Source organism: Actinomadura oligospora ATCC 43269, from assembly GCF_000518265.1.
In the GTDB taxonomy this organism is placed as follows: Bacteria; Actinomycetota; Actinomycetes; order Streptosporangiales; family Streptosporangiaceae; genus Spirillospora; species Spirillospora oligospora.
In genome coordinates, this window is sequence record NZ_JADG01000012.1 from 40,264 (window position 1) to 59,631 (window position 19,368).

Annotated in this window: 16 protein-coding genes; 9 read left to right on the forward strand and 7 right to left on the reverse strand. The window is 71.7% G+C overall.

Features of this window, described 5'->3' with window-relative positions; genetic code table 11:
- Entirely contained in the window at nt 1-903 is a 903-nt protein-coding gene (locus P696_RS0120330) for an SDR family oxidoreductase (protein WP_026413765.1), read from the reverse strand.
- A 254-nt stretch (nt 904-1,157) separates the two neighbouring features.
- On the opposite strand from P696_RS0120330, the gene P696_RS46915 reads away from it, so the two are divergent.
- On the forward strand, nt 1,158-2,234 hold the full coding sequence (locus P696_RS46915; RefSeq protein WP_034486020.1) for an NAD(P)H-dependent amine dehydrogenase family protein: 1,077 nt from the start codon (nt 1,158-1,160) through the stop codon (nt 2,232-2,234).
- A gap of 22 nt (nt 2,235-2,256) precedes the next feature.
- Here the strand turns inward: P696_RS46915 and P696_RS0120340 are convergent, their stop codons facing one another.
- Nucleotides 2,257-2,898, reverse strand: coding sequence for a DedA family protein (locus tag P696_RS0120340; protein ID WP_245627743.1), 642 nt, complete (start codon nt 2,896-2,898; stop codon nt 2,257-2,259).
- A 178-nt stretch (nt 2,899-3,076) separates the two neighbouring features.
- Between P696_RS0120340 and P696_RS0120345 the strand changes: the two genes are divergently transcribed.
- The 7 genes from P696_RS0120345 (at nt 3,077) to P696_RS56075 (ending at nt 11,086) form a co-directional block, all read left to right on the forward strand.
- On the forward strand, nt 3,077-4,072 hold the full coding sequence (locus P696_RS0120345; RefSeq protein ID WP_342669029.1) for a glutathione S-transferase family protein: 996 nt from the start codon (nt 3,077-3,079) through the stop codon (nt 4,070-4,072).
- A 163-nt stretch (nt 4,073-4,235) separates the two neighbouring features.
- Nucleotides 4,236-4,907 (forward strand): AIM24 family protein, encoded by a 672-nt coding sequence (locus tag P696_RS0120350; protein ID WP_026413768.1) that lies wholly within the window; start codon nt 4,236-4,238, stop codon nt 4,905-4,907.
- A gap of 346 nt (nt 4,908-5,253) precedes the next feature.
- Nucleotides 5,254-8,922, forward strand: coding sequence for a multifunctional oxoglutarate decarboxylase/oxoglutarate dehydrogenase thiamine pyrophosphate-binding subunit/dihydrolipoyllysine-residue succinyltransferase subunit (locus tag P696_RS0120355; RefSeq protein WP_084337868.1), 3,669 nt, complete (start codon nt 5,254-5,256; stop codon nt 8,920-8,922).
- 75 nt (nt 8,923-8,997) lie between these two features.
- Nucleotides 8,998-9,186, forward strand: a complete 189-nt coding sequence (locus P696_RS0120360) for a DUF6104 family protein (protein WP_026413770.1) — start codon at nt 8,998-9,000, stop codon at nt 9,184-9,186.
- 124 nt (nt 9,187-9,310) lie between these two features.
- The gene (locus tag P696_RS0120365; RefSeq protein ID WP_026413771.1) at nt 9,311-10,117 is read left to right on the forward strand and encodes a DUF4097 family beta strand repeat-containing protein; all 807 of its coding nucleotides are present in this window, start codon (nt 9,311-9,313) and stop codon (nt 10,115-10,117) included.
- Between the two features lie 10 nt (nt 10,118-10,127).
- The gene (locus tag P696_RS46920; RefSeq protein ID WP_051467930.1) at nt 10,128-10,937 is read left to right on the forward strand and encodes a PadR family transcriptional regulator; all 810 of its coding nucleotides are present in this window, start codon (nt 10,128-10,130) and stop codon (nt 10,935-10,937) included.
- Nucleotides 10,934-11,086 carry a hypothetical protein gene (locus tag P696_RS56075; protein WP_034486140.1) on the forward strand — a complete coding sequence of 51 codons (153 nt, stop codon included), beginning with the start codon at nt 10,934-10,936 and terminating at the stop codon, nt 11,084-11,086. The genes P696_RS46920 and P696_RS56075 overlap by 4 nt, the downstream gene beginning before the upstream one ends.
- A gap of 46 nt (nt 11,087-11,132) precedes the next feature.
- On the opposite strand, the gene P696_RS0120380 is transcribed toward P696_RS56075, so the two are convergent.
- Nucleotides 11,133-11,948: an alpha/beta hydrolase gene (locus tag P696_RS0120380; protein ID WP_034486023.1), complete on the reverse strand. Its 816-nt coding sequence runs from the start codon at nt 11,946-11,948 to the stop codon at nt 11,133-11,135.
- 141 nt (nt 11,949-12,089) lie between these two features.
- Between P696_RS0120380 and P696_RS0120385 the strand changes: the two genes are divergently transcribed.
- Nucleotides 12,090-13,115 carry a methyltransferase gene (locus P696_RS0120385; RefSeq protein ID WP_245627744.1) on the forward strand — a complete coding sequence of 342 codons (1,026 nt, stop codon included), beginning with the start codon at nt 12,090-12,092 and terminating at the stop codon, nt 13,113-13,115.
- Nucleotides 13,116-13,118: 3 nt separating this feature from the next.
- Here the strand turns inward: P696_RS0120385 and P696_RS0120390 are convergent, their stop codons facing one another.
- From P696_RS0120390 to P696_RS0120405, 4 genes are all read right to left on the reverse strand, one after another.
- The gene (locus tag P696_RS0120390; RefSeq protein WP_026413774.1) at nt 13,119-14,087 is read right to left on the reverse strand and encodes a zinc-binding dehydrogenase; all 969 of its coding nucleotides are present in this window, start codon (nt 14,085-14,087) and stop codon (nt 13,119-13,121) included.
- 22 nt (nt 14,088-14,109) lie between these two features.
- Nucleotides 14,110-17,337, reverse strand: coding sequence for an NACHT domain-containing protein (locus P696_RS0120395; protein ID WP_026413775.1), 3,228 nt, complete (start codon nt 17,335-17,337; stop codon nt 14,110-14,112).
- 188 nt (nt 17,338-17,525) lie between these two features.
- Nucleotides 17,526-18,278: an amino acid ABC transporter ATP-binding protein gene (locus tag P696_RS0120400; RefSeq protein ID WP_026413776.1), complete on the reverse strand. Its 753-nt coding sequence runs from the start codon at nt 18,276-18,278 to the stop codon at nt 17,526-17,528.
- A gap of 164 nt (nt 18,279-18,442) precedes the next feature.
- Complete coding sequence (locus P696_RS0120405; protein ID WP_026413777.1) at nt 18,443-19,366, reverse strand: amino acid ABC transporter permease; 924 nt, start codon at nt 19,364-19,366, stop codon at nt 18,443-18,445.
- Between the last annotated feature and the right edge of the window lie 2 nt (nt 19,367-19,368).

A 19,368-nucleotide genomic window follows, 5' to 3' on the forward strand; every position in this document is an offset into this window, starting at 1 on the left:
TCAGGAGGACAGCTGCTGGATCAGCGGCCCCATCTGCTCGCCCACGTTGCGCGGGACGGTGTGCGGCTCGGCAGTGTTGATCGCCGCCCAGTTGTCCCGCACGGACTCGACGGTCATCGCCTCCGAGGTGCCCCAGCCCGCGCCCTCGGCGACCAGGATCTTGGCGATCCGTCCGCCGCCGACGGTGTAGACCTCGCCCGAGTCCGGGTTGGACTCGTGCGCGAGGTACGCCACGAGCGGGGTGACCCTGTCGACGCCGAGCTGGTCGGCGAAGTCGGCGGGGAGCAGGTCCTCGGTCATCCGGGTCCACGCGACCGGGGCGATCGCGTTGGCCTTGATGTCGTACTTGGCGCCCTCGTGCGCGAGCGTCTTGGTGAAGCCGACCAGGCCCATCTTGGCGGTGGAGTAGTTCGCCTGGCCGAAGTTGCCGAACAGGCCCGCCGGGGACGAGGTGTTGACGATCCGGCCGTGGCCGTTCTCGCGCAGGTGCGGCCAGGCGGCCTTGGTGACCAGGAACGAGCCGCGCAGGTGGACGGCGATGACCGCGTCCCACTCCTCGACCGTCATGTTCTTGAACGACTTGTCGCGCAGGATGCCCGCGTTGTTGACGACGATGTCGATCTTGCCGAAGGTGTCGAGGGCCGTCCCGACGATGGCCTCGGCGCCCTCGGGCGTCGCGACGTTGTCGGGGCTGGCGACGGCCTCGCCGCCGTTCTTGGTGATCTCGTCCACGACCTCCTGCGCCGGGCCGGCCGACGCGCCCACGCCCGAGCGGTCCCCGCCCAGGTCGTTGACGACGACCTTCGCGCCCCGCGCGGCCAGCTCCAGCGCGTGCTGGCGGCCCAGCCCGTGCCCGGCGCCCGTCACGATCGCGACGCGCCCGTCATAGCGCAGTTCCGTCATCCGGTTCTCCTCACCTCGCGGCGGCTGCTACTCCCAGGTAATCACTCTGGGCGGTTACTGAATACCATCCGACCGAATCCCGCTCGGCTTCGGGGGTGGACCCCCGCCCGATCTCCCGAGGCCCCTCCTGTGACTCTGGTGGCAAAACTGCCCAACCAGCCCACGTCACAGGGCATCCCGCGTAGTCTCCTCTGCTTCGGATCTCCGGCGTACCACCCCGAACCACTCCCACCCGGCGAGTACGGAGGACAGGCATGACCGACCTTCCCGGCGACCGTCCGCTCCGCGTCATCCAGTGGGCGACCGGCGCGCTCGGGCGCAGCGCCATCCGGGCCGTGCTGGAGCGCCCGGACCTGGAGCTCGCCGGGGTCCGGGTGTTCGACCCCGCCAAGGACGGCATCGACGCGGGCACGCTCGCCGGACGCGGCCCGACCGGGGTGGCCGCCACCCTGTCCACCGAGGCCCTCCTCGACCTGGACGCCGACTGCGTCATCTACGCCCCGGCCCCCGGCGGCGCTCCGTTCGCCGACCTGGACACCGTCCACGCGCTGCTGGCCTCGGGGAAGAACGTCATCGCGACCACCGGCTACGTCTACCCGCAGGCGCACGGGCAGGGCCTGGTGGACGCGTTGGAGGACTCGTGCGCGCGCGGCGGGTCGTCCCTGCACGGCTGCGGCGTCAACCCCGGCTTCATGTCGGACGTAATGCCGCTGCTGCTGTCCCGGCTGTCGCGGCAGGTCACGCACGTGTTCGCGCGCGAGTGCTCGGACTTCTCCGGGCATCCGTCCCCGCGGATGCTCCGCGACCTGGTCGGCCTCGGCCGGACCGAGGAGGAGTTCGGCGTGTTCCTGCGCCGGGCCCGCCCGGTGATGCGCACCCACTTCGGCGAGAGCCTGCACATGGTCGCCGCCGGGCTCGGCCTCGCGCCGCCCGAGGTGGACACCGACGTCGCCCACCGGGTCACCGGCGAGGACCTCGAGGCCGCCGCCGGGACCGTCCGCGCGGGCACGGTCGCGGCCGTCCGCTGGACGTTCAGCGCGATGGTCGGCGGACGTCCCGTCATCGGCCTGGAGACCGTCTACAAGGTCGGCCCGGACGTCGCGCCCGAGTGGGGACGGCCCGGCTACTCGGTGCGGGTCGAGGGCCGTCCGTCGATCACCCTCACCACCGGCGAGGACTGGGTCACCAACGGCATCGCCGCGGCGGCGGCGCACGCGGTGAACGCCGTCCCGGTCGTCTGCGCCGCGCCGGCGGGCGTCCGCACCTTCCTGGACCTGCCGCCGGTCCTCGGCCGCGCCTCGGTCCACCACATGGCCGACGTCAACCCCTGAGCGGGACGCCCGGCCGGGACGGTCAGCCCTGGACGGCCTTCTCCTCCTCGTGCTCGAGGCGCGCGGCGGTCTCCTCGGCGTCCTCCTGCTTCTTCTTGCGGAAGTGCCAGACCACCAGGGCGACGACCGCGATCACCGCGACGCCGATCGCCAGGCCCTGCCCGGCGAGCTTGGCGACGTGCTCGAACGCGGTCCCGGCGAAGTAGCCGCCGAGCGTGAAGGTCGCCACCCAGACGACGCCGCCGATGAAGTTGAACAGCAGGAACTTCGGATACGGCATCTTCGACATGCCGACGAGAGCGGGCATCAGCGCGCGCAGCAGCGCGGTGAAGCGTCCGATGAACACCGCCAGCCCGCCGCGCCTGCGGATCATGTCCTGGGTCTTGGACACCTTGCCCTCGTGCCGGCGCATGACCCGCGTCGTGAGCAGCCGGGGCCCGAGTCTCCGCCCGATCTCGTAGCCGACCGAGTCGCCGGTCACGGCCGCGACGACCGAGATCACCAGCAGCAGCGGCAGCGAGATCTTGTGCTGGCTGGCCAGGATGCCGCCGACCACGATCGCGGTCTCGCCCGGCAGGACGAACCCGAAGAACAGCGCCGCCTCGGCGAACACCAGCGCCGCGATCATCAGGTAGATGAGCGCGGGCGGCAGGCCGTCCGTCAAGGCTGTGAAGTTCTCGAGCATCCCGTCCCCCGCGGCAGGCGCTCCGCGCGGTTCGCGGTGCGTACGCCGTCATCGTAGCCAGCGGCCCGGTACCGCCGGATCCCTCTGAGGTCGCAGGGAAAGGCCCTACTTTGGAGGGGTCCGGGAAGGAATTCCGTCCACGGGAAGGATCACGGGCATGAGCGCGCAGGAGAAGACGCAGGAGAACGCCCCGGGAACGGCGTCCGGCGGCGCCGCCCAGATGACGTCCGGCGTCCCGAAGGAACTGAAGGCCGGACGGTTCGTCCGGCAGCCGAACCGGTTCACCGGGCGGATCACCGCCGACGGGTCGAGCCCCTATCCCGCCGAGGCCGGGCGGTACCGGCTGCTCGTGTCGTACGCCTGCCCGTGGGCGCACCGGAGCATGATCGTCCGCCGCCTACTCGGACTGGAGGACGTGATCACGCTCGGCGTCGTGGACCCGATCCGGGACGAGCGCGGCTGGCGCTTCCCCGAGCCGGACCCGGTGACCGGCGCGACCTTCCTGTCCGAGCTGTACCTGGCCACCGACCCCGGCTACACCAGCAGCCGGTTCACCGTGCCCTGTGTCTGGGACACCACGACCGGACGGCTGGTGACCAACGACTTCCCGCACATCACGACCATGTTCGAGACCGAGTTCGGCGCGTTCCACCGTCCGGACGCGCCGGACCTCTACCCGGAGAAGCTGCGCCCGGAGATCGACGAGGTGAACGACCTCGTCTACACGACCGTCAACAACGGCGTCTACATGGCCGGGTTCGCCCGCGCGCAGGACGCGTACGAGGAGGCCGTGGACGCCCTGTTCACGACCCTCGACCGCCTCGAGGAGCGCCTGGCGGGCCAGCGCTACCTGGTCGGGAACCGGCTGACCGAGGCCGACGTCCGGCTCTACACGACCCTCGCCCGCTTCGACGCCGTCTACCACGGCCACTTCAAGTGCAACCTGCGCCGGCTGGTCGACTATCCCAACCTGTGGGGGTACGCCCGGGACCTCTACTCCCGCCCCGAGTTCGCCGATACGACAGACTTCGACCAGATCAAGCGGCACTATTACGTGACGCACAAGTTCATAAATCCGTCCGGGATCGTCCCGAAAGGTCCGATCACCGACTGGACGGCGCCCCACGACCGCGCCCGGCTCGGCCCCGTGTGAGCCGCTTCACCCCCTTCCACTTGAACACCTGCGTAAGCGTTGAGAAGTGACGTTCAGGTAGTGTTCAGGTTGGATCGCTAGGGTTGATGGCTTTCCGGGACGCACCCCGCGCGTCGGCCACCCGAACAGGCCCGGACCCGGGCCCGAAAGGCTTCCTCAGAAAATGCGCAGCCCCTTCTTCAACAACATGGACCAGGGCGAGCCCCTCCCCGGCCACTTCGCGCTCCAGAACTCCAAGATGCTCCGCGTCCACCTCAACGGCGACGTCATCGCCCGGCAAGGCGCGATGGTCGCCTTCCAGGGCCAGATGGACTTCGAGTACCAGGGGGCCGGCGGCGTCGGGAAGTTCCTCAAGAAGGCGCTGACCGGCGAGGGCGCGCCGCTGATGCGGGCGAAGGGGCAGGGCCTGCTGTTCCTGGCGCACAACGCCGAGGACATCCATTTGTTCTACCTCGAGAACGAGCAGCTCACCGTGAACGGGGCCAACATCCTGGCCTACGACGCGCACATGCAGACCGACATCAAGAAGGTCCAGGGCGCGGGCATGATGTCGGGCGGCCTGTTCAACACCACGATCGGCGGCACCGGCTGGGTCGCCATCCACACCCACGGCGCCCCGGTCATGCTGGACGCCGGACGGGCCCCGACGTTCGCCGACGGCGACGCGGCCGTGGCCTGGAGCACCAGCCTCCAGGTCGGCATCAACCGCACCATGAAGGCCGGCGCGCTGATCGGCCGGGGCAGCGGCGAGGCCATGCAGATGGCCTTCCAGGGCCAGGGCTTCGTGCTCGTCCAGTCGAGCGAGGGCCCGACCGTCCCCGAGCACACCCACTGATCCACTCCGGAACACGTGGGACACCCGGGACACCGGGACATTCGGAGCACGGCTCCACCCGAACGGCCCGGCGCGACCCCGCGCCGGGCCGTTTCCCGTCGAATCCGGGGGCGCGTTCCGCCGGGCCGGGTCCGTTCCGGTGAGACGGTCGCCACATCGGCGGGCCATACGGTCGCGCCTGTGGCGTACGTCGCCGATTCAACCCCCGAGATTTGGGCAAAATCTATGGTTTTGGCCCGTGTCCGTTGGGGGTAGCCGGGCGCTGGCATGGCGGGGGCCCAAGTGCGAGTAGCCTTGACTCGTCTCAGAACTCACCTGCGAGCTGCGGAAGAGGGCGATCTCCGCCGTGTCGACAGAGTCAGCGCAATCCAGTGCCGACCCCAAGACCACAGACTTCGGTGCCAACGAATGGCTGGTCGACGAGCTGTACCAGAAGTACCTCGAAGACCCCAACTCCGTTGACGAGGCGTGGTGGAATTTCTTCGCGGACTACCAGCCGGGCTCCCGGCCGGCCGCGACACCCCCGGTGACCACGGCCCCGGCGGCCCCCGGCGTGCCTTCGGCGCCGCCGACGCCGGCCCCCGCGCCGAAGGCCCCGGCCAGCGCTGACGCCAAGAAGGCCGCCAAGCCCGCCGGCCCGCCCGTCCCCGCGGGCGAGCAGGAGAAGCTGCGCGGCGTGGCGGCGCGCACGGCGCAGAACATGGACCTGAGCCTGTCGGTTCCGACGGCCACGTCCGTGCGCGCGGTGCCCGCCAAGCTGTTGATCGACAACCGCATCGTCATCAACAACCACCTGAAGCGCGGGCGCGGCGGCAAGGTCTCGTTCACCCACCTCATCGGGTTCGCCATCGTCAGGGCGATGGCCGCGATGCCGGAGATGAACCACGCCTACGCCGAGGTCGACGGCAAGCCGACCCTGGTCAAGCCGGAGCACGTGAACTTCGGCCTGGCGATCGACCTGCAGAAGCCGGACGGTTCCCGCCAGCTGGTCGTCCCGTCGGTCAAGGCCGCCGAGACCCTCGACTTCCGCCAGTTCTGGGCGGCCTACGAGGAGATCGTCCGCAAGGCGCGCGGCAACAAGCTGACGCTGGACGACTTCCAGGGCACCACGATCTCGCTGACCAACCCCGGCACGATCGGCACGGTCCACTCCGTGCCGCGGCTGATGCCGGGCCAGGGCACGATCATCGGCGTCGGGGCCATGGAGTACCCGGCCGAGTTCTCCGGCGCGTCCGAGGAGACCCTCGCGCGCATGGGGATCAGCAAGGTCATGACCCTGACCTCGACCTACGACCACCGGATCATCCAGGGCGCGCAGTCCGGCGACTTCCTCCGCCGGATCAACCAGCTGCTCCTGGGCGAGGACGGCTTCTACGACGAGATCTTCGCCGCGCTGCGCATCCCGTACGAGCCGGTGCGCTGGGTGAAGGACATCTCGGCCACGCACGAGGAGGACGTCGCCAAGGTCGCGCGCGTCCACGAGCTGATCCACGCCTACCGGGTCCGCGGCCACCTCATGGCCGACACCGACCCGCTGGAGTACACCCAGCGCCGCCACCCCGACCTCGACATCCTCCAGCACGGCCTGACGCTGTGGGACCTGGAGCGCGAGTTCGCGACCGGCGGGTTCGGCGGCAAGCCGACCATGAAGCTGCGCGACATCCTCGGCGTGCTGCGCATGGCCTACTGCCGGACGATCGGCATCGAGTACATGCACATCCAGGACCCCGAGGAGCGCGCCTGGATCCAGGCCCGCGTCGAGGTCCCGCACGACAAGCCGAACCGCGAGGAGCAGCTGCACATCCTGCGGCGGCTGAACAGCGCCGAGGCGTTCGAGACCTTCCTGCAGACCAAGTACGTCGGGCAGAAGCGGTTCTCGCTCGAGGGCGGCGAGTCGCTGATCCCGCTGCTCGACTCGGTGATCTCCGCCGCGGCGACCGACTCGCTGGACGAGGTCGTCGTCGGCATGGCGCACCGCGGCCGGCTGAACGTGCTCGCCAACATCATCGGCAAGTCCTACGGCCAGATCTTCGGCGAGTTCGAGGGCAACCTCGACCCGCGCTCGGCGCAGGGCTCCGGCGACGTCAAGTACCACCTGGGCGCGCAGGGCGACTTCACCGGCGCCGACGGCTCCACCATCCACACCGAGCTGGTCGCCAACCCGTCCCACCTGGAGACGGTCGACCCGGTGCTGGAGGGCGTCGTCCGCGCCAAGCAGGACCTGCTGGACGTCGGCGAGGCCGGCTTCACGATCCTGCCGATCCTCATCCACGGCGACGCCGCGTTCGCCGGGCAGGGCGTGGTCGCCGAGACCCTGAACCTGTCCCAGCTGCGCGGCTACCGCACCGGCGGCACCGTGCACGTGGTGGTCAACAACCAGGTCGGCTTCACCACCGCGCCGGAGTACTCGCGGTCCAGCGTGTACGCCACCGACGTGGCCCGGATGATCCAGGCGCCGATCTTCCACGTGAACGGCGACGACCCCGAGGCGTGCGCCCGGGTGGCGAGGCTCGCGTTCGAGTACCGCCAGACGTTCAAGAAGGACGTCGTCATCGACATGATCTGCTACCGGCGCCGGGGCCACAACGAGTCGGACAACCCCTCGTTCACCCAGCCGCTGATGTACGACCTGATCGACGCCAAGCGGTCGGTGCGCAAGCTCTACACCGAGGCGCTGATCGGCCGCGGCGACATCACGGTCGAGGAGGCCGAGGCCGCGCTGCGCGACTACCAGGAGCAGCTGGAGCGCGCGTTCACCGAGACCCGCGAGGCGGCCAAGAAGCCGCTCGAGCCGGGCGCGGTGGTCAAGCCGGACGTCGAGGAGATCATCCCGATCGACCACGGCGCGGCGGGCTCGGCGGTCAGCCCCGAGACCGTCAAGCGGCTGATCACCTCCCAGGTGAGCCTGCCGGACGGCTTCTCGGTGCACCCGCGCCTGCAGCCGATCCTGCAGCGCCGCGTGCAGGCGGTCGACGACAACGCGTTCGACTGGGCGACCGGCGAGCTGATGGCCTTCGGGTCCCTGCTCATCGACGGCCACCCGGTCCGCCTCGTCGGCCAGGACTCCCGCCGCGGCACCTTCGGCCAGCGGCACGCGGTGCTGGTCGACCGCAAGACCGGCGCGGAGCACACGCCGCTCAAGCAGTTCGGCCAGGGCACCTCGAAGTTCTACGTGCACGACTCGCTGCTCAGCGAGTACGCGGCCATGGGCTTCGAGTACGGCTACTCCATGACCCGCCCGAACGCGCTGGTCGCGTGGGAGGCCCAGTTCGGCGACTTCGCCAACGGCGCCCAGTCGGTCGTGGACGAGTACATCTCGTCCGGCGAGCAGAAGTGGGGCCAGCGCTCCGCGGTCGTCCTGCTGCTGCCGCACGGCTACGAGGGCCAGGGGCCGGACCACTCGTCCGCGCGCATCGAGCGCTACCTGCAGATGTGCGCGCAGGACAACATGACGGTCGCCTACCCGACCACCCCGGCGAACTACTTCCACCTGCTGCGCTGGCAGGTGCTGTCCAGCCGGGGCAAGCCGCTCATCGTGTTCACGCCGAAGTCGCTGCTGCGGCTGAAGGCGGCCACGTCCGCGGTGTCGGACATCACCGAGGGCGCGTTCCAGCCGGTCATCCCCGAGGTCAACGACGGGATCGACCCGAAGGGCGTCAAGCGGGTCCTGCTCACCACGGGCAAGATCTACTACGACGTGGTGGCGCAGCGCGACAAGCTGGGCCGCACCGACACGGCGGTCGTCCGGGTCGAGCGGCTGTACCCGGCCCCGGCCGAGGAGATCAAGGCCGAGCTCGCCAAGTACCCCGCGGGCGTCGAGGTGGTCTTCGTGCAGGACGAGCCGGCGAACATGGGCGCCTGGCCGTTCATGGCGCTGAAGCTGCCGCACCTGATCGACGGGCTGAGGATGAAGCGGGTCTCGCGCCCGGCGTCGTCCTCCCCGGCGGTCGGCTCGGCCAAGCTGCACCAGGCCGAGCAGGAGGCGCTGCTCGGCCGGCTGTTCGGCGACAAGTAAGCGAGAGAGAACGGCACGACGAGGGGGTCCCGGCGCGGTGCGCCGGGGCCCCCTCCCGTGTCGGGACGGAGGATCATGTACTTCACCGATCGGGGCATCGAGGAGCTGGCGGAGCGGCGCGGCGAGGAGTCGGTGAGCTTCCACTGGCTGGCCGAGCGGCTGCGCGAGTTCGTGGACCTGAACCCCGAGTTCGAGACGCCGGTCGAGCGCCTGGCCACCTGGATGGCCCGGCTGGACGATGACGACGACCTCGACGACGAGTGACCCCGGGCCGGGCCCCGCCTACCCGGCCGACCTGGCCGAAAACGCGATACATCTTGACTTTCCGCCGACGCGACATATCGTGTTGTGCCGTAGGGTGGTCACTCGGACGGAGGGTTGAGGCGCGATGTCGCGGTGGACGATCGACGAACCGGCCACGCTGGAGTTCGACGGGGTGGTGGCGCTGCGCGTCACGCTGATCGCGGGCAGCGTCTCGGTGGTCGCCGGGAGCGGGCGCCCGTCGGTGCACGTGTCCGGCGTCGAGGGGCCGCCGCTGCAGATCGCGCACGACGCCGGGATGCTGGCGATCACGCACGAGAAGCTGATCGAGGGCGTCCTGAGCTGGCTGCGGACGCAGAAGGCGAGCGCGGTCGTCACCGTGACCGTCCCGCCGGACTGCCCGGTCAGCCTCAACCTGGTCTCGGCGGAGGCCGTGGTCACCGGCGTCACCGCCAAGACGACCGTCCGCACCGCCACCGGCGGCGTGACGCTGCACGACGTGATCGGCGACATCGAGGCGAACACGGTCGCGGGCAACGTCGAGGCGCAGGGTCTGGACGGCCGGGTCACGTTCGTCTCGGCGTCCGGCGAGCTGGCCCTGGCGGGCGGCTCGGTCGACCGGCTGTCCGCCCGCTCGATCAGCGGCCGGATCTCCGCCGACGTCGACCTGCCCGGCGACGGCCGGGCCGAGATCCAGACCGTGTCGGCCGACGTGGCCGTCCGGCTGCCCGAGCACGCCTCGACCCGGGTGCAGCTCAGCTCCGGCACCGGACGCGTCGAGGCGTCCTTCCCGGAACTGGCCCTCAAGGACCGCGCCATCGCGCGCACACTGTCGGGGACGCTGGGCGACGGCTCGGCGAACCTGACCGTGAACACCATCTCCGGCACCGTGACGCTGCTGTCCCGGCCCGCCCACGACGCCCTGGAAGACTGAAGGAGTCGAGTTGAGCCCCGTCTTCGGTCATGGCCGCCTCCGGCTGTACCTGCTCAAGCTGCTGGAGGAGTCCCCGCGGCACGGCTACGAGGTGATCCGGCTGCTCCAGGACCGGTTCCTCGGGGTGTACTCGCCGTCCCCCGGCACGATCTACCCGCGCCTGGCCCGGCTGGAGTCCGAGGGGCTGGTCAGCCACGAGGTCGTCAAGGGCAAGAAGGTCTACTCGCTCACCGACAAGGGCCGGGCCGAGCTGGAGCGGCGGATGGACGAGCTGGCCGAGCTGGAGGAGGAGATCACCGCCTCCGCGCAGGAGTTCGCCCGCGAGGTCCAGCAGGACGTCCGGCAGACCGTCCGGTCGCTGCGCGAGGAGCTGACCGCCGCCGCCCGGACCATGCGCGAGTCGGCGGGCACCACGTCCAAGGAGACGTGGAAGGAGACCTCCAAGCAGCAGAAGGACGAGTGGCGCCGCCAGAAGGAGCAGTGGAAGGAGGCCACCGGCCGGCAGAAGGACGAGTGGAGGCGGCAGAAGGAGTTCTGGCGCGAGCAGAAGGAGGCGTGGAAGGAGGAGTGGCGTCTCAACTGGGAGGACGCGTGGCGCAACGTCACCGGCTCCCGCGACGACGTCGCCCGCCTCAAGCTGGAGCGCCTCATGCGCCGCTTCGTTGAGGACGTCCGCCGCGACGCCCAGGACGCCTCCCTCGCCGACATCGACCTCGAGGCCACCGAGACCCTCCTCGCCGAAACCCGCGCCCGCCTCCGCAGCGACCTCTTCCACCGCGACCGCACGGAGCGTGAAGCCGAGAAGGAGGGGCGGGAGTGACCGGTTTCGAGAAGTGGGGCGACCTCCGCGACGAGGCCGTGGCGGAGGCCGGAGGCGAGGAGGCCGTCGCCGAGGCGGGCAAGCGCGTCCAGGAGTACATCGACGATCACCGGCTCGCCGAACGTCAAAGGACGCTCGACCTGACCTAGGGAGCGCCGGCCCCGGAACCCGTGAGGTTCCGGGGCTCTTGTGTTCTCAGAGCGCGAAGGCCGTGATCAGGCGCTCTGCGACTTCCCCGGAGTGGGCGGTGGGGGCGTTGTGGGCGCCGGGGAAGAGCATCAGTTCGCAGCCGATCAGGTCCGCGAGGAGGCGGGCGGGACGGGCCGGGAGGTTGTCGCCCGTCCGCTCCCCCACGGCGAGGACGATCCGGTCGGCGAGGGTCCGCAGGGCCGCGACGTCCGGTTGGTGGGACGTCGTGTACGACCGCAGTTCGTACTCCAGCATCACCGGCGCGTTGGCGGCCTGGCGTTCGAGCATCGCCTGGACGCGCTCGGTCCGGGGCATCTCCCGCGGCTCCATGACGTCGCCGATCGCGGCGGCGAAGCGTCCGAACGCGGCGGCCGGGCCGTCGGTCTTGAGGATCGTGTACACCTCGTCGGTCATGGTGCGGTGCTCGTCGGCGTCCGGCAGGACGGCGAAGGCGGGCGGCTCGTGCGCGACCAGCCGCCGGACGGTCTCCGGATGGCGGGCGAGCAGCTCCATCCCGACGATCGCTCCGGCGCTGCCGCCGAACACCAGCGCCTCGGTCGCGCCGAGGTGGCGCAGCAGCCGGTACGCGTCGTCGGCCGCGGTCTCGACCCGGTGCTCGGCGCGCTCGTCCGGGACGGACCGGGAGTAGCCGCGCGGGTCGAGGGCGACGAAGGTGAACCGGCCCGACAGGGCGTCCGCCAGGCCGTCGTAGACGGCGGCGTCGCCGGGGCCGCCCGGCAGGGCGAGCAACGTGGGGCCGTCCCCGCGTACCTCGTAGTACAGCGTCCCTCCGGGCACCTCGACGGTTCCGCTCCGCATCATGCTCCCCATCCTAGGATCACTAGTTTCAAAGCTAGGATACCTAGGTTAGCGGTGCGTGCGAGGATGACGGACGTGCAGTGGATCGAAGAAGGCCGTGATCAGAGCGCGCGTTGGTTGTGTGAGGGGGGATGGCCCGCGCCCGTGGACGTCGTCGTGGTGGACGACGAGCTGACGGCGGACGCGGCGCTGCGGATGGTCCGGGACGGCTCCTCGCTGCTGTGGCGCGGGGACTACCAGAACGCGCGGCAACTGCTCAGCGCGCTCGGACGGCGGGTCCGGAGCGGCGGGAAGACCCCGAAGGGGGACGCCCGGTCGGTCTTCTACGCGTACCGGGAGGCCAGGTCGCGGGAGGCGAGCCTGCTGAGCCGTCTCCTCGTCCCGCTGGACGCCGACAACTCGGTGCCGCTGCGCCGCGCGCCGGACGTCCGGCAGGCCGTCGGACGGGTGTACGGGCCGGGCGAGGAGTCGGTGATCCCGCTGCGGGAGCTGCTCGGGATCCTCGGCGCCGAGCAGTGGCGCGAGCAGGGCGTCGAGGTGCCCGCGGTGGGCGGACGCATCCATCCGCACTACGGCGTGTTCGCGCCGACGCGGCAGGAGTACGTCGACCTCGTCGCCCAGGCGCCGCTGCCGTCCGAGGACGTGGCGTTCGACATCGGCACCGGGACGGGGGTCCTCGCGGCCGTCCTCGCGCGGCGGGGCGTCGAGCGGGTCGTCGCGACCGACGCCGACCCGAGGGCGCTGGCGTGCGCGCGGGAGAACGTCGAGCGGCTCGGCCTGGACGTCGAGGTCGTGGAGGCCGACCTGTTCCCGCGCGGACGCGCCGGGGTCGTGGTGTGCAACCCGCCATGGCTTCCGGGTAAACCCGCGTCCGGGCTCGACCACGCGGTCTACGACCCGGGCAGCCGCATGCTGCACGGCTATCTGGACCGGCTCCGCGCGCACCTGCGGCCGGGCGGCGAGGGCTGGCTCGTCCTGTCCGACCTGGCCGAGCACCTCGGCCTGCGGACGCGCGACGAGTTGCTCACCCGGTTCGACCGCGCGGGCCTGCGGGTGGCGGACCGGCTCGACGCCAAGCCCGTCCACCCGCGCGCCGCCGACGCCGACGACCCGCTGCACGCCGCCCGCGCGGCCGAGGTCACCTCGCTCTGGCGCCTCGTCGGCGCGTGAGGCTCAGACCGTGAAGACGATCTTGCCGAAGAGGTCGCCCTCGGCCATCGCGGCGAACCCGTCACGCGCCTCGCGCAGCGGCAGGACGCGGTCGATCTGAGGCCTCAGCCCGGTCTTCACCAGGAACCGCGCGAGGCGTTCGAGCTGGTCACGCCGTCCCATCGTGGACCCGACGACCGACAGCTGCAGGAAGAACACCCGGTTGAGCTCAGCCGGCGGCACCTGTCCGCTGGTCGCGCCGGACACCACGATCCGGCCGCCCGGACGCAGCGACTTCAGCGAGTGCGACCAGGTGGCCTGGCCGACGGTCTCCATCACCGCGTCCACCCGCTCGGGCAGCCGCGCGCCGGACTCGAACGCCTCGTCCGCGCCGATCTCGACCGCGCGCTTCCGCTTGGCCTCGCTGCGGCTCGTCGCGTACACCCGGAAGCCCGCCGCCGAGGCGAGCGAGATGAGCGCCGTCGCGACGCCGCCGCCCGCGCCCTGCACCAGCACGGACGCGCCGGGCTGCAGCTCGGCCTTGTCGAACAGCATCCGGTACGCGGTCAGCCACGAGGTCGGCAGGCAGGCCGCCTCCTCGAAGGACAGCCCGGCGGGCTTCGGCACCAGGTTGCGGCGCGGCACCGCGACCCGCTCGGCGAACGTCCCCGGGTGCGCCTCCGACAGGAGCGTGCGCTTCGGGTCCAGGGTCTCGTCGCCGCCGCCGCGCGCCGGGTCGCCGACCACCGCGTGGACGATGACCTCGTTGCCGTCCTCGTCCACCCCGGACGCGTCGCAGCCGAGGATCATCGGGAGCCGGTCGGCGGACAGGCCGACGCCGCGCAGCGACCACAGGTCGTGGTGGTTGAGCGCGGTGGCCTTGACGGTGACCGTCGTCCAGCCGTCCGGGACGTCCGGTTCGGGCACTTCGCCGAGCGTGAGGCCGTCCAGGGGATTGTCTGCATCGAGGCGCGTGGCCGTGACAGCGAACATGCCGCCACCCTAGAGGGAGCGCTCACCGGGCCGACTGGGCGGACATGTCGTTGACCGTCTTACGGGCCAGATCGGCGCGCGTGTCGGACGTCGCGACCCGCACGTCCAGGGCCTTCCCCGCCCGGACGGCGTGCACGTCGAGCGTGTACGCGTGCCCGTCCCACCGCTCGGCGAACCACGTGGACGCGTCGCTCCGCCGCCACTCCCGTCCCGGGGGCGGCGGGCACGAGCCCGCGCACGGCCGCTGCTCGATCTCCAGCTGGAACGGCCCGACCTCCACCCCGGACGGCGTGGCGCCCGGCCGGACGCAGTACCAGCGCCCGCCGTCCCGGACGCACTGCCCGAACACCGGGCCGCGGAACGCGAACCCGAGGTCCTGCAGCGCCCACAGCCGCGACCAGTCCCCCCTCGTCCAGGTCGGCCCGGTGACGACCCGGGCCGGACGCCTCGCGTCGTACAGCCGGAACCGCTCGTCGGACGACGCGGGCAGCGGACCGGGCGGCGTGAACCGCCTGCCCGGCTTGTAGGTGGCCGGGTAGGCGCCCCGGAGCACCTGGTCGAGGACGTACATCGCCCGGTCGCCGACCCGCGCGTCGGGGACCTCGCCCCGGATCTCCAGGGTGTAGTCCTTCGACGAGAGGGTCGCGGCGGCCGAGGTGTCCCGCGCGGTCGAGAACCTCGTGACGCTCGGCGGGCTGTTCGGGGCCGGGTCGTTCTGGCCCTGCTGGCTCACGTTGGGCGTGCCGGGATTGTCGGTGATCGTCAGCGAGACGGTCAGCTCGGGACGCAGCGGGTCGCCCTCCACGTACCGGCACTCCCGCCGTCCGCGGCCCACCTCCAGGGGGGTCGCGACCAGCCCGCCGAGATGCGGCCCGAGCATGTCGCAGGCGGCCCGGTCGACCGACGATGGCGCGTGCCGCTCGACCCAGCGCAGGGCCCCGAGCAGGTGCCCGCCGTCCAGGCCGGGCAGGACGCACAGGTACAGCATGAGCAGGCACAACACCTGCATCCCGGCCATCGCACGCCAGTCCGAGAGCAGGCGCGGCTCGGTCAGCGGACGCGGCGGACGCCTCGTCTCCGCCGTGTACCGCTCGGCCAGGCGGTCGCGCAGCGCGCCGTGCCGGAACCGGTACCCGCCGCCCGACTGCCGCAGGACGCCCCGCTTCCGCGCGTCCTCCAGGAACGCCATGAGGTCGTGCGGCGTCCGGCCGCGCAGCGTCAGCCACGCGTGCGCCACCCGGAACCGTCCCCAGGAGGACAGCGTGATCCCGCCGTACCAGAGGACGGCCAGGGTCAGCGCGAACGCCGTGCCGAGCGCGGCCGGGTCCAGGTCGTCTTCCCAGCGCAACGCGAGCAGGAAGGGCGTGCCCAGCAGCAGCGGCAGCGGCCACGCCTGCCGCAGCGTGTGGTCCCAGCCGAGGGCGAGCGCGGCCCGCCGGTCCGCGCGCAGCATCCCGGGCGGCCCCGACTCCTCGGCCGGGTCGGACGCGACGCTGAACCACCACGCGAACCGCCACAGCATGACCACGGCCACGAGCAGCGTCACGGCGGCGGCGAACCGGCCGAGCGGGCCGTCCAGCCAGAGCCCGAGGGGCGCGAACAGCGCCGCGGCGACCGGCAGCGCGAACAGGCCGCCCACGCTGCCGCCCGCCTCGCGCCGGTTCAGCTCGTGCCGGACCTCGCGGAGGGAGCGCAGCCGCAGCGGCATCATCAGCCACCGCTCGCGCGCGAGCTGCGACCAGGTCACGATGCCCAGGTAGGCGAGGATCGGGAACAGCACCCACGCGGCCACCGACGCGGCGTGCGGCGCGAGATCCCGGGCGATCCAGTACCGGTGCGGGATCCGGTAGCCGAGCGCGCCGATCACGATCCCCGCCGCGACCAGCGCCGACGCGGGCCCGGACGCGCGGACGACGGCCGGGACCGCCTCGTCCAGCCGCCACCACTCCAGGTCGTTCTCGTCGTTCTCGCGCAGGTGCCAGGCCAGGTACCCGAGCCAGCGGCGCGCGTCCTCGACGTGTCCCGCGTCCTCGTCGGCGTACGCCGCCGGGACGAACCGCTCCAGCAGCCGGTTCTCGACACTCTCCGCGTCCGGGAGGTCGAGCAGTTCGGCGGGGTCGTCCGACGCCCGCGCGTACGCGGCGCGCGCGAGGCCGACCATCAGCGGCGACGCGAGCGCCTCCTTCACCGGCCCGGCCGCGTCCGACTCCAGGGCCGCCAGCACCGGACGCCAGCGGCCGTCGGCGTCCGGACTGTGGTCGGCGAGCGGCAGTGACGCCGTGATCTGCCCGGTGACCAGCGGACGCAGCTCCACGACCGCCGCGCCCGCGAGCAGCATCCCGGCGTCCTCGACCGCGCCCGTGTACTCGTTCGGACGGCTCGTCAGCACCAGCGGCAGCCGCGCCGAGCCCCGCCGGTTGAGCTCCGCCAGCGCGGCGGCGCGCGCCTCGGCGGGGATCTCGTCCAGGCCGTCCAGGACGAGCAGGACGCGGTGGCTCTCCAGCAGCCCGGACGCCACCAGCCGCGCGTCCGCGACGGACCGTCCGATCTCGGGGTACGCGGCGGCGACGCGGCGCGCCGCCCAGTGCAGCAGCCGCTGGCGGGACGGCACCCAGCCCGCCAGGGGCACCACGACGGGAACCGGGCCGGGCGCGCCTCCCGGCTTCAGCAGCTGCGACGCCAGGGCCGTCGCGAGCACCGACTTGCCCGCGCCCGCCGTGCCGAGGATGACCAGCCGCCCCGACGGGACGCTCCGGAACAGCCCCGCGGCCTCGCCGATCTCGCCGTCCCGCAGGAAGTCCCCGGCCCCCTCCGCCTGCCGGACGCCGTCCGGGACCCTCCACCGGACGGCGATCGCGCTCCGCTCGTCCGCGCCCGCCTGCTCCAGCTCCCGCAGGTACCGGGTGCGGACGGCCCCGGCGAGGACCCCGGCCTGCCCCCTGAGCCGGTCGTCGCTCGTCGCGTGCCGCTGCCAGCGGGCCAGCCAGATCCACCACGCGGCGATCCCGGCCAGCACCAGCCCGGCCGCGACCAAGAGCATCCCGGCCACGCCCGGCCTGCCGTGCAGCGTCAGCAGGTACGCCCCGACCCCCCACAACGGCACGCTCAGCAGGAGCACCGGCACCACGGGACGGGGCCCGGGGAGCCCGACGTCGGGCGGCGCCACGACGTTGATCTCGCCCTCGTTCTTCGACACCTGGACGGAGACGTTGGTCGACCCGTAGTGATTGTTGGTGTAGTGCTCCCCCACCGACCACTGCCTCCCGTCCCTACCGGCCGAACGCGCCCCTGATCGTCCCGAGGGGACACTCTCCACCAGACGTCACGGAACGGCCACCGGTTCGCCGGAAACCGGAAACGGCCCGCCCCGGGTGGGACGGGCCGTTCCGTTCGGAACCGCTTCGGACGCGCTTGCCGACCCGCGCCGGCGGACCCGCGCTAGAGGACCTTGGAGAGGAAGTCCTGGGTGCGCGGGTGCTGCGGGTTCTCGATGACGTCGCGCGGACGGCCCTGCTCGACCACCACGCCGCCGTCCATGAAGACCAGCGAGTCGCCGACCTCGCGGGCGAAGCCGATCTCGTGGGTGACCACGATCATCGTCATGCCGTCCAGGGCGAGCTGCTTCATGACCTCCAGCACCTCGCCGACCAGCTCCGGGTCGAGCGCGGACGTCGGCTCGTCGAACAGCATCAGCGCGGGCTCCATGGCCAGGGCGCGCGCGATCGCGACCCGCTGCTGCTGCCCGCCGGACAGCTGGCCCGGGTAGGCGTCCATCTTGTCGGCGAGGCCCACCCGCTCCAGCAGCGCGACGGCCCGCTCCCGGACCCGCGCCTTCGGCAGCCCCTTCACCTGGACGGGCGCCTCCATGACGTTGCCGAGCGCGGTCATGTGCGGGAAGAGGTTGAACCGCTGGAACACCATCCCGATGTCCCGGCGCTGCGCGGCGACCTCCCGCTCGCGCATCTCGTACAGCCGGTCGCCCTTCTGCCGGTAGCCGACCAGGTGGCCGTTCACCCAGAGCCTGCCGCCGTTGAGCTTCTCCAGGTGGTTGATGCAGCGCAGGAAGGTGGACTTCCCCGAGCCGGACGGCCCGATCACGCACATCACCTCGCCCGGCCGCACCGTGAGGTCGATGCCCTTCAGCACCTCCAGGCGGCCGAAGTTCTTGTGCACGTTCTCGGCGCGCACCATGAACTCGGGCGCCCCCGTCCCGGCCGTCGTCGCATCGCCGGACGCCGCCGTGTCGGACGCCTGCACGGCGTCCTCCCCGGAGGCCGTGGTCTCCGCCGCGTCCACGGCGTCCACGGCGTCCTCCGTGTCCGCCTTCGCCACGGACGGCCTGTCGTCGGTCGCCATCAGGCGCTCCTCCCGCCGCGGATCCGCAGGTTGGCCACGAACCGCTCCAGCATCGTCTGCCGCTGCGCGGTGCCCCGCCCGAAGTAGCGCTCCAGGTAGAACTGCCCGACGGTGAGGATCGAGGTCATGACGAGGTACCAGATGCTCGCCACCAGCAGCATCGGGATCGTCTGGTAGGTCCGGTTGTACACGATCTGCACCGAGTACAGCAGGTCGGCCAGCGCGATCACCGACACCAGCGAGGACGTCTTCAACATGGAGATCGTCTCGTTGCCGGTCGGCGGGATGATCACCCGCATCGCCTGCGGCAGCACCACCCGACGCATGATCTTCGCCCGGCTCATGCCGAGCGCGGTCGCCGCCTCGCTCTGCCCCGGGTCCACCGACAGGATGCCCGCCCGGACGATCTCCGACATGTACGCCGCCTCGTTCAGCCCGAGCCCGAGGCAGCCCGCGACGAACGCGGTGATCAGGTCGTTGGCGTTGAAGTGGACGAACGTCGGCCCGAACGGGATCCCGAGCGAGAACGTCGGGATGAGCGCCTTCACGTAGAACCACAGGATGATCTGCACCAGCACCGGCGTGCCACGGAACACCCAGACGTACAGCCAGGCCACGCCCGAGATCAGCGGGTTCGGCGACAGCCGCATCACGGCCAGGACGACGCCGCCCGCCACGCCCATCAGCATCGCGATGACCGTGAGCTCCAGGGTCATCACGATGCCGTCGAGGATCGAGCCGTCCCAGAACCACGCGTTGATCGTGTCCCAGCCGAACCGCTCGTTGTTGGCGACGCTGTGGATCGCCCACAGCGCGACATAGGCGATCAGGACGGCCGCGATCCAGCGTCCGTAGTGCCGGACGGGGACGGCCTTGATCTCGGCCGGCCGTCCCCGCGGGGTCTTCTCTTCGGTCAGGGTCATGC

Bases quoted from the DNA above. Each gene is read 5' to 3' on its own strand.
- P696_RS0120400 (WP_026413776.1), bottom strand. From the start codon at position 18,278: ATGGTGCGCGCCGAGAACGTGCACAAGAACTTCGGCCGCCTGGAGGTG.
- P696_RS0120365 (WP_026413771.1), top strand. From the start codon at position 9,311: ATGTCGCGGTGGACGATCGACGAACCGGCCACGCTGGAGTTCGACGGG.
- P696_RS0120380 (WP_034486023.1), bottom strand. From the start codon at position 11,948: ATGATGCGGAGCGGAACCGTCGAGGTGCCCGGAGGGACGCTGTACTAC.
- P696_RS0120330 (WP_026413765.1), bottom strand. From the start codon at position 903: ATGACGGAACTGCGCTATGACGGGCGCGTCGCGATCGTGACGGGCGCC.
- P696_RS46915 (WP_034486020.1), top strand. From the start codon at position 1,158: ATGACCGACCTTCCCGGCGACCGTCCGCTCCGCGTCATCCAGTGGGCG.
- P696_RS0120405 (WP_026413777.1), bottom strand. From the start codon at position 19,366: ATGACCCTGACCGAAGAGAAGACCCCGCGGGGACGGCCGGCCGAGATC.
- P696_RS0120350 (WP_026413768.1), top strand. From the start codon at position 4,236: ATGCGCAGCCCCTTCTTCAACAACATGGACCAGGGCGAGCCCCTCCCC.
- P696_RS0120360 (WP_026413770.1), top strand. From the start codon at position 8,998: ATGTACTTCACCGATCGGGGCATCGAGGAGCTGGCGGAGCGGCGCGGC.
- P696_RS0120390 (WP_026413774.1), bottom strand. From the start codon at position 14,087: ATGTTCGCTGTCACGGCCACGCGCCTCGATGCAGACAATCCCCTGGAC.
- P696_RS0120345 (WP_342669029.1), top strand. From the start codon at position 3,077: ATGAGCGCGCAGGAGAAGACGCAGGAGAACGCCCCGGGAACGGCGTCC.